Consider the following 12,436-nt stretch of genomic DNA (forward strand, 5'->3'; position numbering starts at 1 on the left):
CTCTGCCTTTCGAAACCTGTCGTCGCTCGTCGCCTGCCGCATCAGCGGTCGAAGCGCACGAGCACCTTTCCCGGGGTGCCGTCGCCCTCGGCGAGTGCGGCGAACGCGGCGTCCGCCTCCTCGGGGGCGACCTCGCGGCTGATGAGCTCGCCGATCTCGGCGCCGCCGCGGGCGACGTACGCCGCAGCGTCGACGAAGTCCTGCGCGGCGTACGTGAAGCTGCCGACGATGCTGCGCTCCTCGGTGCTCACGCGGAACGCCGGGAAGGCGACCTCGGGCGAGCCCATGCCGACGAGGCAGACCCGGCCGCCGAACACCGTCGCGTTGAGCGCGTCGGTGAGGGTGGGGGTGATGCCGACCGCGTCGAGGGCGACGTCGACGAGCCCGCCGTCGGCCATGACGCGGTCGGTCACCGACTCGGCCGCGGGGTCGACGACCTCGGCGCCGAGCCGCTCGCACAGCGCGCGGCGCGCCGGGTCGACCTCGCTGACGTACACCTGCTCGATGCCCTCCAGCTTGAGGGCCAGCACCACCGACTGCCCGATCGGGCCGCCGCCGACGACGAGCGCCCGCCGGTCGCCCTCCGATCGCACGCGGCGCACCGCGTGGAGGGCGACGGCGATCGGCTCGATGAGGGCGCCGAACTCGATCGGCATGTCGTCGGCCAGTTCGACGACGTTGCGCGCCGGCACGATCACGTACTCGGCGAACGAGGCGTCGTGCTCGGGAGCGACCCCGATCACGTACTTGCGCGGGTTGTGCTGCTCGCGCCCGGCGTAGGCCTCGGCGTCCTCGACCGGCACGACGACCGGGTTGAAGGTGACCGGCTGACCCACCGCCAGGCCGAACGACGCCGAGCCGTCGCCCAGCGCGGCGATCCGCCCGACGGACTCGTGCCCCATGATCTGGCCGGGGAAGCGCCGGCCGTTCTCGCCGGTGTAGCCGTGGACGTCGGAGCCGCAGATGCCCGTCGCCACGATCCGGATGAGGACCTCGCCTTCGCCGGGCGCGGGGGCCGGCCGGTCTTCGACGCGGAGTTCGCCGATGTCGTGGAGGACCAGTGCTCGCATGTGAGTGGTGCTTTCTCGTGTGGGGTCGTCTGAGGTGTCGGTGCGCCGCGGTCGCTCAGGCGCTGTGCTCGGCGAGCAGGCGCTCGCTGACCTTCTTCTCGCCGTCGGTCGCCTTGATCGCCGGCACGAACCACTTGCTGAGGAAGATCAGCAGGGCGCCGACGGCGGCGATGATGGCGAGGAGGGTGAGGCCGGCGGCGGGGCCGAAGGCACCCTCCGCCCAGGTCTTCGCGATCGGGGCGACGAAGCCGCCGAGGCTGCCGAGCGAGTTGATGAGGGCGATGCCCGACGCCGCGGCCGCGCCGACCACGAAGGAGGTGGGCAGGGTCCAGAAGACGGGCTGCACGGCGATGAAGCCGGCCGCGCCGAGCGAGAGCGACGCGAGGCCGAGCACCGGGTTCTCGATGACGCCCGAGAGCACGATGCCGATCGCGGCGGCGAACAGGGCCGACGCGGCGATGAGACGGCGCTGGCCGGTGCGGTCGGCGAGGCGCGAGAGCACGAACGTGACGAGCAGCGCGAAGCCCCAGGGCACGGCGGTCAGGAGCCCGACGCCAAGGCCGACGTCGCTGCCGACGAGCTCGGCGATCTGGGTCGGGAGGTAGAAGGTGATGCCGTAGACGCTCATCTGGATCGCGAAGTAGATCGCCGCGAAGTACAGGATCTTCGGGTCGGCGAGTGCACGCAGGGCGCCGCGGGGGGAGTGGTCGGCCTTCGCCTCGTCCTCGCTGTCGATGGCGGCGACGAGGAGCTCGCGCTCGGGCTCGCTGAGCCACTTCGCGTCGCGCGGGCCGTTGTCGAGGTAGAAGAACGCGACGATGCCGACGACGACGGTGATCGCGCCCGTCACGAGGAACATGATCTGCCAGCCGGCGAGTCCGCCGAGGCCGTCGAGGTCGAGCAGCATGCCCGAGAGGGGGCCGCCGAAGATGAAGGCGAGCGGGGCGCCGAAGTAGAAGAGCCCGTTGACGCGGCCGCGGAACTCGAGGGGGATCCAGTAGGTGAGGAAGAGGATGACGCCGGGGAAGAAGCCGGCCTCCGTGATGCCGAGGAGCACGCGGAGCAGGTAGAAGATCCACTCCTCGGTGGCGAACATCATGAGCGCCGAGACGATGCCCCAGCTGATCATGATGCGGGCCAGCCAGATCTTCGCTCCGACCCGTCGCATGATGAGGTTGCTGGGGATCTCGAAGGCGGCGTAGCCGAGGAAGAAGATCCCCGCGCCGAGCGCGTAGGCGGCGTCCGAGATCCCGGTGTCGGCCTGGAAGGCCACCTTGGCGAAGCCGAGGTTCGCGCGGTCGAGGAACGCGAGGATGTACATCAGCAGCAGGATCGGGATGAGCCTGAGTGTGGCCTTGCGAACGACCGCGGCGAGGGTGGGGGCGGTCTCGGCCGTACTGGCGAGGGACATGTGCATCTCCATTGATCAGTCCGGGAAAAGCAGGTTCACATATGTGAACTGGCGTTCATGGGGCTGAACGCAGGGCATTGTGGCACAGACCGGGCCGTCTGCCAAGTCGATGGGGCGGATCAGTCCGCGGCAAGGCCCATCGCCTCGCGGATCGCCCGCGCAGCACGGTCGAGCGGGGCGTAGAGCGAGTACGGCCAGCCCTCGTCGGTACGGCTCTTCGGCATCGTGATGCTGAGCGCCGACACGATGCCGGTGTCGCGCTCGGAGGTGACCGGCACCGCGACGCAGCGGCAGTCGGCGATGAACTCCTCGTCGTCGACCGCGAAGCCCGTGTAGCGCGCGTGCTCGATGAGCTTCATGAGCTCGGGCACCTCGGTGACGGTGCGCTCGGTCAAGCGGGGGAGGGCGACCGAGTGCAGGCGCTGCTCGGCGTCGGCCGGATCGATCGAGGCCAGCAGGACCTTGCCGATGCCGGTCGCGTGCGCGTGCAGCCGCATGCCGACGGTCGACGCGAGTCGCATGGGGTGGGGCGACGGGCTGATCGCGATGTAGACGTTCTCGACCCCGTCGAGGCGCGCCAGCTGCACCGTCTCGCCGGTCTCGATCGCGAGCGCGTCCATGATCGGCTTCGCGCACTCGGTCAGCAGGTGGTGCCCGTCGTAGCGCTGCCCGACCTGCCACGCATGCAGCCCGAGCGTGTAGCGCTTGCTGTCGTGGCGCTGCGCGAGCCATCCCGAGCCGACGAGGGTCTGCAGCAGGCCGTGCGCGCTCGAGCGGGGGAGGCCGAGGTCGTCGACGATCTCGACGAACGAGGCCGAGCCGCGCTCGGCGATGAAGTCGATGAGTTCGAACGCGCGGCTCGCCGACTTGACGGGCGGCGCCGGTCGCGACGAACGCGGCGGAGCGGTGTCCGCCGTACGTGTCGTGACCGAGTCGGTCATGTCAGCTCACGCCTCGACGAGCGCCCGCTTCACGACGCTCGTGAAGAAGCCGAGTCCGTCGACGCCCGACCGCATCGCGGCGGGGGTGTCGGGGCCGAAGCCCGGCTCGACGGCGTGCTCGGGGTGCGGCATGAGGCCGACGACGTTGCCGCGCGCGTTCGAGATGCCGGCGATGTCGCGCAGCGAGCCGTTCGGGTTCACGTCGACGTAGCGGAACACGACGCGGCCCTCGCCCTCGAGCCGGTCGAGGGTCTCGTCGGAGGCGATGAACCCGCCCTCGCCGTTCTTCAGCGGGATCGTGATCTGCTGGCCGGCCTCGAAGTCGGAGGTCCACGCGGTCGACGCGTTCTCGACGGTGAGCACCTGGTCGCGGCAGATGAACGAGCCGTGGTCGTTGCGGATGAGGCCGCCCTCGAGCAGGCCCGCCTCGGTCAGCATCTGGAAGCCGTTGCAGATGCCGAGCACCGGCATGCCGGAGTTCGCGGCCGCGACGACCTCGGTCATGATCGGCGAGAGCGAGGCGATCGCGCCGCAGCGCAGGTAGTCGCCGTAGCTGAACCCGCCGGGCAGGATGAGCCCGTCGACGCCCTCGAGGTCGTGCGAGCCGTGCCAGAGGGCGACGGGCTCGCCGCCCGCGAGCCGCACCGCGCGCTGCGCGTCGCGGTCGTCGAGCGAGCCGGGGAAGGTGATGACGCCGATGCGCATGCGATCGCTCCCTGGACTCAGTGGGTCTCGCCGGCGGGGGCGCCGAAGCCGTCGCCCGAGACCGTGGCGGCCTCGGAGGCCTCCTCGGCGAGCTCGGCGTTGGTCACCTCGTAGTGGATGCCCACGACGTCCTCGATGACCTGGTTCGAGAGGATCTCCTCCGCGATCTGCTGCACGTTCGCGCGGAGCGCGTCGTCGACGGGGCCGTCGACGGTGAGTTCGAAGCGCTTGCCGATGCGCACGCCGCTGAACGCGGTGTGGCCGGTGCGGGCGAGGGCGCCGGCGACGGCCTTCCCCTGGGGGTCGAGCAGTTCGGCCTTGGGCATCACGTCGACGACGATGGTGGGCACCGCGGTTCTCCGTCCGGTGTCGAGGGTGTGGATGCCTCGATTCTAACCTGCGGCCGACCGCCTCCCGGATGCGGGCTGTCCGCACCCCACCGGGGCGGGGCAGGCCTTGATGCGGCCGCCGTCGGGGGCGACGAGAATCCGCACATGAATCCCGTTGCACAGGTACTCGCAGCCCTCGAGGCGCTGACGCTCATCATGGTCGGCGTGCTCGAGTCGTTCTTCTTCCGCAGCCCCGAGCTGTATCCCATCTTCCTCATCGAGGCCGACGAGTACGACGCGGTCGCGCTGTGGACGCGCAACGTCGGCGTCTACAACATGCTCATGGGGCTCGCCGTCGTCGTCGCGCTCGTCCTCGTGCATCGATCCCAGGAGGTCGCGGGCCGGGCGATCATCCTGACGATCAGCGCGATGCACGTCGTGCTCGGCGTCTCGCTCGTGGTCACCGCGCCCGAGCTGTGGCTCTCGGCGGTGTTCGAGTTCGGCCTCGCGCTCGCCGTGATCCTCGCGATTGCGATCGGCGACCGCCGCGGCCGGCCGGCGGTGGCGCCTGCGGCCGCGGCGTGAGCGCCGCGTGATCAGCGCCGAGTGAGCGCCTTGATCGCGAGACCGAGGGCGAGCAGCGCGACCGCGCCGATCGCGATGACGACGCCCGGGCGCTCGCGGTACTGCGCCTTCACGTAGGCCACGCCCTCGTCGAGCGACTCGCGGGCGCCCGATGCCGCGGCGCTCGTCTGTGCGGCGACGTTCTCCACCACGCCGCTCGCGGCGTCGCGCACGTCGCGGATCACCTCGCCGACGGCGTCGGCGACGTCCTCGACGCGCTCGCCCGCCTCGTCGCCGAAGTCCTCGGCCGCGTCGCTCGCCCGGTCCGCGGCCCGTTCGGCCGCCTGACGTGCCTTGAGCACGGCGTCGTCGATGTTGCGTTCGGTGTCGGTCATGGCGTCTCCCTTCGAGAGATGATGCGCCATGCTACGCGCGCCGCCTTCGAGCGGGCCGATTCGGCCGGAGGGGTTGATCCGGGCGCCGCCGGTTGCTACGGGAAGCGCCGACCGGACCCGCCGGCTACGCCAGCCCCGCCCGTTCGGTGAGCACCTCGCGCAGCACCTCGCGCGTGGCATCCAGGCCGCGATGCACCTCTTCGAAGCTCGTCGACAGGGGCGAGAGGCCGATGCGGAGGCCGCCCGGGTCGCGGTAGTCGGGGATGACGTCGCGTTGCCAGAGCCGCGCGGTGACCTCGCGCATCGCGTCGTGGTGCAGGGTGACGTGGCCCCCGCGCTCCTCGGCGTCGGCGGGCGAGGCGAGCGTCACGCCGAGCGGGCCGAGCCACTCCTCGGCGAGCGAGATGGCGAACGAGGTCAGCGCGACCGACTTGGCGCGCAGCTGCGGCATCCCGGCCTCTTCGATCATCGCGAGGGTCTCCTCCATCGCGAGCATGCCGACGATGGGCGCCGTGCCGCTGATGAAGCGGCGGATGTCGGGCACGGGCTCGTAGGCGGGGCCCATCGTGAACATGTCCTTGGTGCCCCACCAGCCCTGGATCGGCTGCTCGAGCACGCCCTGCAGGTCGTCGCGCACGTAGGCGAACGCGGGGGATCCGGGGCCGCCGTTGAGGTACTTGTAGGTGCAGCCGACGGCGAGGTCGAAGCCCCACGCGTCGGCCTTCACCTCGACCGATCCGGCCGAGTGGCAGAGGTCCCAGAGGATGAGCGCTCCGGCGTCGTGCGCGATGCGGGTGAGCTCGGGAGCGTCGGCGAGGTACGCCGAGCGGTAGGCGACGTGCGACACCACGACGAGCGCGGTCTCGGGGCCGACGGCTTCGGCGAGCTGCTCGGGGGTGACGCCCGACGACGTGTCGACGTCGATCCAGCGCAGCCGCATGCCCTTCTCGCGGGCGATGCCGTCGACGATGTAGCGGTCGGTCGGGAAGTTGTCGGTGTCGATCACGATCTCGCGTCGAGCGGGGTCGCGCGCGAGCTGCGCGTCGACCGCGGCGCGGGCGAGCTTGTAGAGCAGCACGGTCGTCGAGTCGCCGATGATCGTCTGGCCGGCCTTCGCCTCGATGACGGCTCGGCCGATGCGGTCGCCGATCTCGGTCGGCAGCTGCAGCCAGGACTCGTCCCAGCCGCGGATGAGGCGACCGCCCCAGTCTTCCCGCAGGAACCGCTCGACTCGCTCGACGGCCGACACGGGCGGGCGTCCGAGCGAGTTGCCGTCGAAGTAGACGAGCCCGGTCTCGGCGCCGACGAAGCGCTTGCGGTAGTGGGCGAGCCCGTCGGCGCGGTCCATGCGGCGGGCGAAGGCGAGATTCGGGTCGAGGGTCACAACAGCTCCAGGTCGTCGGCGGGCACGACGCGCGCGTTCGCGAGCCAGTCGGGCAGGGAATCGGGGGAGGACGGCGGGTCGCCGGGCACGAAGGTCGCGACGCCGTCGAGGGCCCAGACGTCGCGCGCGGCGAGCGGCCATGGGTCGATCAGTGCGGCGACGAGCTCGGATGCCGCGAGCCCGGCCCGTGCGAGCAGCGCGAGCTCGCGGGCGTTCACCCCGATGGGCTGCTCGCCGTTGCCGAGGTCGGTGCCGTAGAGCACCCGGCCCCCGGCGGCGCGGAAACGGACGAGGTTGTCGATCGCGCAGGCGAGTTCGGGCGAGTCGTCGCCGAAGTCTCGGGCGTGGATGGCGAGGGTCGAGATCCACACCTGCCCGGCGGCGGCGCGCGCGATGAGCGCGTCGTCGAGCCGCTCGGTCCAGGGCGTGTGCACGAGGGCGTCGGCGCCGACCTCGACCGAGAGCGCCGCGCAGCCCTCGCCCTCGGCGTGCACCGCCACCGCGAGCCCGTGCGCGTGCGCGGCGGCGACGATCGCGTCGAGCGTCGAGCGGTCGAACACCGGCCCGGCATCGGCGTTGAGCACGACCTTCACCACCGAGGCGCCGAACGCCTGCTGCTCGTCGACGGCCGTGTCGAGGGGGCCGGGCAGGGCGGCCCGCTCCTGCCGCGGGACGTCGTCGGCGCCGGTCTCGACCGCCGGCAGCTCTCTGAGGCTGCCCTCGCGGAGCCACGGCCGGTCGGACGGGTACCCGCCGATCGCGGTCAGGAACGCGCCTGCGTACCGGACGCGGGGCAGGCCGTCGCGGGCGGCCCACGCGGCGACGACCGCGGGGTTCGCGCCGAGGTCGACGACGCCCGCGATGCCGCCCGCGACCGCCTGCTCGGGCAGCGTCATCTCGACGTGCACGTGGTGGTCGACGAACGGCGGCAGCACGACGCCGAGGTCGCCGGCGTGGTCGCCGTTGAGCGAGCGCCGCGCCCGTCGGGCGAGCGGGCCGAGGTCGACGTCGATGTCGCGGGGGTCGGAGGTCATGTCAGCCGGGGATCTCGGTGCGCACGGCATAGAGCTCGGGGAAGAAGGTCAGCTCGAGCGCCCGCTTGAGGAAGGGCGCCCCGCTCGACCCGCCCGTGCCGGTCTTGGAGCCGATGATGCGCTCGACCGTCTTCAGGTGCCGGAACCGCCAGAGCTGGAAGTTGTCCTCCAAGTCGACGAGCTCCTCGCAGGTCTCGTACGCCGACCAGTGCTCGGCGGTGTCGCCGTAGATCTGCGCGAACACGGGCACGAGCTCGGGAGTGAAGGTCCACGCGAGGGTCACGTCGCGCTCGAGCACGGACGCCGGGATCGGGTACCCGGCCCGCGCGAGCAGCCGCAGGAACTCGTCGTAGAGGCTCGGCGACTCGAGCGCGTGACGCAGCAGGGCCGTGGCCGCGGCATCCGACTCGAAGATCTGCAGCATCTTCGCGTTCTTGTTGCCGAGCACGAACTCGACGGCGCGGTACTGGTACGACTGGAACCCGCTCGCGTTGCCGAGCACTCCGCGGAACTGCGCGTACTCGGCGGGCGTCAGGGTCGCGAGCACCGACCACTGCTCGGTGAGCGTCTTCTGGATGTGCTTGACCCGCGCGATGCACTTGAGGGCCTGGCCGAGTTCGTCGGCACGGAGCAGGTCGCGCGCCGTCTCGAGCTCGTGCAGCACGAGCTTCAGCCACAGCTCGGTCGTCTGGTGCTGGATGATGAACAGCAGCTCGTCGTGGTGCTCGGGCCGCGAGATCGGCCGCTGCGCGCTGAGCAGGGTCGGCAGGTCGAGATAGCCGCCGTAGCTCATGCGATCGCTGAAGTCGGTGACGACGGATGCCTCGATGGTGCGGGTGTTCGCTGCGACGCCGGCGTCGGCGCCCTCGCCAGTTCCTGATTGCGCAGTGGTCACGGCTCCAGCCTAACCACGGGTGCTCGAGGCGGCGTCGCCGGCCCGGACTCCGCCCTGCGGCCTCGCTCTCGAGGAGAGACCGACGCGACGGGCGCCCCCACCCGGTCAAGCCGGCTCGTGCCCGCCGCGTCGCGATCCTTCTTCCCCCGAAGGAACGTCGATCCGTCTCGGGTAAACGGAGACGACCCTCCGAATCATACGCGATGAATGCGCGTACAGTGAAGCGATGACCTCGTCGGTGTCGTCGCGTCGAGACGCGCGGCGTAATCACGAAAGCCTGCTCCGCGAAGCGCGTCGGCTCTTCGCCGAACGGGGCATCGACGCGCCGCTCGACGAGCTCGCCGCGCGCGCGGGGGTCGGCGCGGGCACGGTGTACCGGCACTTCCCGAACCGCGACGCGCTCATCCGCGAGATCTACGACACCGCGGTCGCCGAGCTGCACGATCTCGCTCCCGAGATCCTCGGTGCGGAGACGGGCTGGCGCTCGGTCGAGCTGTACGTCGAGCGGCTCGGCGGCTGGGTCGCCGACTCGCCGTACCTTCCCGCCGTCATGCGCCGGGTCGCCGAGCTCGACCCGACGCATCGCCCCGGCATCGAGTTCGAGCCGCTGGTCGACGGGCTCGTCGCCCGCGCCCAGGCCGAGGGCGCGCTGCGCGCCGACGTGACCGCCGTCGACCTCGGCATCCTCGTCGACATGCTCGGCTCGCTCGGCCAGTACGGCGGCGAGTACCTGCCGTTCTGGCGGCGCCAGCTCACCGTCGTGCTCGACGGGTTGCGGGCGCGGCCGGGCACGACGCCGATGCCGACGCCGGGTCAGGACTTCGCGGCGTTCCACGACATGTCGCACGCGAAGGGGCCGAAGCCCGCGCCCGGGTGAGCGCGGGATCGACGCGGTTGCAGGCCTAGACCACGACGCCGCTCGCGCGGGCCCGGTTCACCGCCTCGAGGCGGGTCTTCGCGCCGAGCCGCGCGAAGATGTCGCGCACGTGCTGCTTGACGGTCGGCAGGCTGATCACGAGCTCGCGGCGGATCTCGTCGTTCGAATAGCCGCGCGCCACCAGCGTGAGCACCTCGAGCTGCCGCGGGGTGAGGCACGGCAGACGATGCGCGCCGCGGCCGGCGCAGAGGGTCTGCACGGCGTTCGCGAGCTCCGCCGGCGCGGCGTCGGGGTCGAGCAGCAGGATGCCGCGATCGCGGCCCGAGTCGCCGGGGGCTGCGCCCCGGTGCAACGCCAGCACGCGGGGGTTGCCGCCCGTCGCGCGGAGCTCATGCAGGAACCCGGCGCCGTGCTCGGTCGAGAGCTCGAGGTCGACGACGACGAGCTGGGCGCGGTCGGCATCTGCGGCGATGATCGCCTCGGTGTAGCCGACGGCCTCGCGGACGGAGCCGATGCCCTGCGCGCGCAGCAGGTTCGAGAGCGCGATGCGCATGAGGCGTCGCGGTGACGCGACCACCGCTCGGACCTCGCTCCGGTCGTGGTGCATGTCGGGCTCCCTCGCAGCGGCCGTCGGGCACGGCCACTGTAAGGAATATGTCCGGATGAGGTCTTCGGGTTCCCGATCCGTGCGCTCAGGGGCGAGAGCTGCCCGGGTGCGGGGTGGCCCCGACGGGCTCGGTTGCTTCCTCGGCGTCCGCGGGGTCGTCCGCGGGGGCGTCTGCGTCGGGCGACCGTACCTCCTTCTTGAGGATGTGCATCGACTGGCCGAGGCTCCGCGCGAGCTGCGGCAGCTTCGGGGCTCCGAAGATCAGCAGGATCACGAAGAGGATGATGACGGCGTGCCAGCCGGTCAGGTTGTGGAGCATGTGACGTCCCTGTCGTCTGCGTGGATCGGGCGATGCGGCCTGGCGGTCCCGTGGCCCGAGAGGTCGCCCTCACTCCATCACATATGACATCAGATGTCCAGTGTGGTTGGATGCTTTCGATCACCGAACGAGAGGCCCTGCATGTACGTCGACCTGCCTGATTCCGAGCTGCGCGAGTACCGCGGAAGTGGCCGCGAGCCCGAGGACTTCGATCGATTCTGGGCCGAGACCCTCGCGGAGGCACGCGGGTTCGATCTCGACGTGCGAAGCGAGCGACTCGAGACGCCGCTCACCACGATCGAGGTCTTCGACATCTCCTTCACCGGCGCCGGCGGCCAGCGGGTGCGCGCGTGGCTCCGGATCCCGGCAGGAGCGTCGGCGCCGTTGCCGGCTGTCGTGCAGTTCCACGGCTACGGGCGGGGGCGCGGCGATGCGGTCGAGAACCTGCTCTGGGCCTCGGCCGGCTACGCTCACCTCGAGCTCGACACCCGCGGGCAGGCGTGGAGCGGCTCGCGCGGCACGACGCCCGATGATGTCGGCTCGGGGCCGCAGGTGCCCGGGTTCTTGACTCGGGGCATCGAGGGCAGGGAGAGCTACTATTACCGGCGGCTCATCGTCGACGCCGTGCGGCTCACCGAGGTCGCCCGCGAGCTGCCGCAGGTCGACGCCGCCCGGGTTGCGGTCTTCGGCATCAGCCAGGGCGGGGGGCTCGCCCTCGCCGTCGCCGGGCTGGTGCCGTCGCTCTCGGCCGTGGTTGCGCGGGTGCCGTTCCTCTGCGACTTCCCGAGAGCGACGGTCATCACGGACGCGCGACCCTATCGCGAGATCGCCGACTACCTGTCGTGGTACCGCGACCGCCGCGAGCAGGTGCTCGACACGCTCGCCTACTTCGACGGGGTGAACTTCGCCGCGCGTGCCGTCGCGCCGGTGCACATCACGGCAGCCCTCATGGACCCGGTCTGCCCGCCCTCGACCGTGTTCGCGGCCTACAACCGCTATGCGGGGCCCAAGGAGATCACCGTCTGGCCGTACAACGCGCACGAGGGCGGCGGGCACGACGACGACCTGCTCACGCTCGAGTCGTTCGCCGCGATGCTCGGCGGAGGGTGACGCCGAGTCGGGGCAGGGTCAGCGACTCGGCGACGCCTTCTCGAGCGCGCGCCGCAGTGGCAGGTAGTGCTCGACGACCGCGGCGCGGTAGGCGGCCACGTCGCCCGCGACCGCGGCGTCGAGCATCGCGCCGTGCGCACGTGCCGTGTCGGCGATGTCGGCGGCCGGCGGGAGCCCGAGTCTCGGGTAGACCACGGTGTTGACCTCCCAGAAGGCGGCGACGAGCTGGCCTACGAGGGTGTTGTCGAGGTAGCCGAGCAGCCGGGTGTGGAACGCGAAGTCCTCGGCGGCGAACGCCTCGCCTCGCCGCGCCTTCTCGGTCATCGTCGCGACGAGTTCCGTCAGGTCGGGATCGTGCGTGCCTTCGAGCGATGCGACCACCTGTTCGGCCATCGCGAGGTCGAGCGCCTCGCGCACCTCGACGACCTCGCGGAGCGCGGCGACGCTATCGTCCTGGTCGACGACGCCGCGGAAGACGAGGCCCTCGACGAGCGGCGCGAGTGAGAGTTGGCCGACGTAGGTGCCGTGGCCGTGCCGCACCTCGACGATGTCGAGCGCCGCGAGCATCCGCATCGCCTCGCGGACGCTCGATCGACTGACCTCGAGCCGGGCGCAGATGTCGGCCTCGGTCGGCATGAGGTCGCCGGGTCGAAGGCCCTCGGCGAGGATCAGGTCCTTGATCCGGTCGGTCACGGCATCGCGCTTGCGCGGAGGGGCTGAGAAGACCGGGGTGACGGTCTGATCCTGTGTCGCCATCGTCGGCTTGACCTTTCATTCAGTTCGGGGCTAGATTCA

Annotated in this window: 14 protein-coding genes and 1 pseudogene; 3 read left to right on the top strand and 12 right to left on the bottom strand. The window is 71.3% G+C overall.

The genetic code is table 11. The features are described from left to right. Positions 1-41: 41 nt before the first annotated feature. The 5 genes and pseudogenes from ACFVSL_RS17290 to purS all read right to left on the bottom strand — a co-directional run. Positions 42-1,070 carry a zinc-binding dehydrogenase gene (locus ACFVSL_RS17290; protein WP_386942224.1) on the bottom strand — a complete coding sequence of 343 codons (1,029 nt, stop codon included), beginning with the start codon at positions 1,068-1,070 and terminating at the stop codon, positions 42-44. A 55-nt stretch (positions 1,071-1,125) separates the two neighbouring features. After that, complete coding sequence (locus tag ACFVSL_RS17295; RefSeq protein ID WP_386942225.1) at positions 1,126-2,481, bottom strand: MFS transporter; 1,356 nt, start codon at positions 2,479-2,481, stop codon at positions 1,126-1,128. 119 nt (positions 2,482-2,600) lie between these two features. Then, positions 2,601-3,422, bottom strand: a complete 822-nt coding sequence (locus tag ACFVSL_RS17300) for an IclR family transcriptional regulator (RefSeq protein WP_386942226.1) — start codon at positions 3,420-3,422, stop codon at positions 2,601-2,603. 6 nt (positions 3,423-3,428) lie between these two features. Beyond that, positions 3,429-4,127 carry a phosphoribosylformylglycinamidine synthase subunit PurQ gene (gene purQ, locus ACFVSL_RS17305; protein ID WP_386942227.1) on the bottom strand — a complete coding sequence of 233 codons (699 nt, stop codon included), beginning with the start codon at positions 4,125-4,127 and terminating at the stop codon, positions 3,429-3,431. A gap of 116 nt (positions 4,128-4,243) precedes the next feature. Beyond that, a pseudogene (purS, locus tag ACFVSL_RS17310) lies at positions 4,244-4,477 on the bottom strand (phosphoribosylformylglycinamidine synthase subunit PurS); the annotation flags it as partial. Between the two features lie 144 nt (positions 4,478-4,621). Between purS and ACFVSL_RS17315 the strand changes: the two are divergent. Continuing rightward, entirely contained in the window at positions 4,622-5,041 is a 420-nt protein-coding gene (locus ACFVSL_RS17315; RefSeq protein WP_386942228.1) for a DUF1304 family protein, read from the top strand. Between the two features lie 11 nt (positions 5,042-5,052). Here the strand turns inward: ACFVSL_RS17315 and ACFVSL_RS17320 are convergent, their stop codons facing one another. From ACFVSL_RS17320 to kynA, 4 genes are all read right to left on the bottom strand, one after another. Further along, positions 5,053-5,415 (bottom strand): hypothetical protein, encoded by a 363-nt coding sequence (locus ACFVSL_RS17320; protein WP_386942229.1) that lies wholly within the window; start codon positions 5,413-5,415, stop codon positions 5,053-5,055. A 124-nt stretch (positions 5,416-5,539) separates the two neighbouring features. Continuing rightward, positions 5,540-6,763 (bottom strand): kynureninase, encoded by a 1,224-nt coding sequence (locus ACFVSL_RS17325; protein WP_386942458.1) that lies wholly within the window; start codon positions 6,761-6,763, stop codon positions 5,540-5,542. Positions 6,764-6,795: 32 nt separating this feature from the next. Beyond that, positions 6,796-7,833, bottom strand: a complete 1,038-nt coding sequence (locus tag ACFVSL_RS17330; RefSeq protein WP_386942230.1) for a hypothetical protein — start codon at positions 7,831-7,833, stop codon at positions 6,796-6,798. Position 7,834: 1 nt separating this feature from the next. Then, positions 7,835-8,728, bottom strand: a complete 894-nt coding sequence (gene kynA / locus ACFVSL_RS17335; protein WP_386942231.1) for a tryptophan 2,3-dioxygenase — start codon at positions 8,726-8,728, stop codon at positions 7,835-7,837. Between the two features lie 226 nt (positions 8,729-8,954). Here kynA and ACFVSL_RS17340 point away from each other — a divergent pair, with 226 nt between their 5' ends. Further along, on the top strand, positions 8,955-9,605 hold the full coding sequence (locus tag ACFVSL_RS17340; RefSeq protein ID WP_386942232.1) for a TetR/AcrR family transcriptional regulator: 651 nt from the start codon (positions 8,955-8,957) through the stop codon (positions 9,603-9,605). A gap of 25 nt (positions 9,606-9,630) precedes the next feature. Here ACFVSL_RS17340 and ACFVSL_RS17345 read toward each other — a convergent pair whose 3' ends face one another. Then, positions 9,631-10,212 carry a LuxR C-terminal-related transcriptional regulator gene (locus ACFVSL_RS17345; protein WP_386942233.1) on the bottom strand — a complete coding sequence of 194 codons (582 nt, stop codon included), beginning with the start codon at positions 10,210-10,212 and terminating at the stop codon, positions 9,631-9,633. A gap of 85 nt (positions 10,213-10,297) precedes the next feature. Then, a complete protein-coding gene (gene tatA / locus ACFVSL_RS17350) occupies positions 10,298-10,531 on the bottom strand; it encodes a twin-arginine translocase TatA/TatE family subunit (protein WP_386942234.1) in 234 nt (77 codons plus the stop codon). Between the two features lie 141 nt (positions 10,532-10,672). Between tatA and ACFVSL_RS17355 the strand changes: the two genes are divergently transcribed. Continuing rightward, positions 10,673-11,641: an acetylxylan esterase gene (locus tag ACFVSL_RS17355; protein WP_386942235.1), complete on the top strand. Its 969-nt coding sequence runs from the start codon at positions 10,673-10,675 to the stop codon at positions 11,639-11,641. Between the two features lie 18 nt (positions 11,642-11,659). On the opposite strand, the gene ACFVSL_RS17360 is transcribed toward ACFVSL_RS17355, so the two are convergent. Next, a complete protein-coding gene (locus tag ACFVSL_RS17360; protein WP_386942236.1) occupies positions 11,660-12,397 on the bottom strand; it encodes a FadR/GntR family transcriptional regulator in 738 nt (245 codons plus the stop codon). Positions 12,398-12,436 lie beyond the last annotated feature (39 nt).

The organism is Agromyces sp. NPDC058064, assembly GCF_042885275.1.
GTDB lineage: Bacteria > Actinomycetota > Actinomycetes > Actinomycetales > Microbacteriaceae > Agromyces.

Excerpts from the sequence above, each read along its gene's own strand:
- ACFVSL_RS17290 (WP_386942224.1), bottom strand. The coding sequence starts at position 1,070 with ATGCGAGCACTGGTCCTCCACGACATCGGCGAACTCCGCGTCGAAGAC.
- ACFVSL_RS17295 (WP_386942225.1), bottom strand. The coding sequence starts at position 2,481 with ATGTCCCTCGCCAGTACGGCCGAGACCGCCCCCACCCTCGCCGCGGTC.
- ACFVSL_RS17300 (WP_386942226.1), bottom strand. The coding sequence starts at position 3,422 with ATGACCGACTCGGTCACGACACGTACGGCGGACACCGCTCCGCCGCGT.
- purQ (WP_386942227.1), bottom strand. The coding sequence starts at position 4,127 with ATGCGCATCGGCGTCATCACCTTCCCCGGCTCGCTCGACGACCGCGAC.
- ACFVSL_RS17315 (WP_386942228.1), top strand. The coding sequence starts at position 4,622 with ATGAATCCCGTTGCACAGGTACTCGCAGCCCTCGAGGCGCTGACGCTC.
- ACFVSL_RS17320 (WP_386942229.1), bottom strand. The coding sequence starts at position 5,415 with ATGACCGACACCGAACGCAACATCGACGACGCCGTGCTCAAGGCACGT.
- ACFVSL_RS17325 (WP_386942458.1), bottom strand. The coding sequence starts at position 6,763 with ATGGACCGCGCCGACGGGCTCGCCCACTACCGCAAGCGCTTCGTCGGC.
- ACFVSL_RS17330 (WP_386942230.1), bottom strand. The coding sequence starts at position 7,833 with ATGACCTCCGACCCCCGCGACATCGACGTCGACCTCGGCCCGCTCGCC.
- ACFVSL_RS17340 (WP_386942232.1), top strand. The coding sequence starts at position 8,955 with ATGACCTCGTCGGTGTCGTCGCGTCGAGACGCGCGGCGTAATCACGAA.
- ACFVSL_RS17345 (WP_386942233.1), bottom strand. The coding sequence starts at position 10,212 with ATGCACCACGACCGGAGCGAGGTCCGAGCGGTGGTCGCGTCACCGCGA.
- tatA (WP_386942234.1), bottom strand. The coding sequence starts at position 10,531 with ATGCTCCACAACCTGACCGGCTGGCACGCCGTCATCATCCTCTTCGTG.
- ACFVSL_RS17355 (WP_386942235.1), top strand. The coding sequence starts at position 10,673 with ATGTACGTCGACCTGCCTGATTCCGAGCTGCGCGAGTACCGCGGAAGT.
- ACFVSL_RS17360 (WP_386942236.1), bottom strand. The coding sequence starts at position 12,397 with ATGGCGACACAGGATCAGACCGTCACCCCGGTCTTCTCAGCCCCTCCG.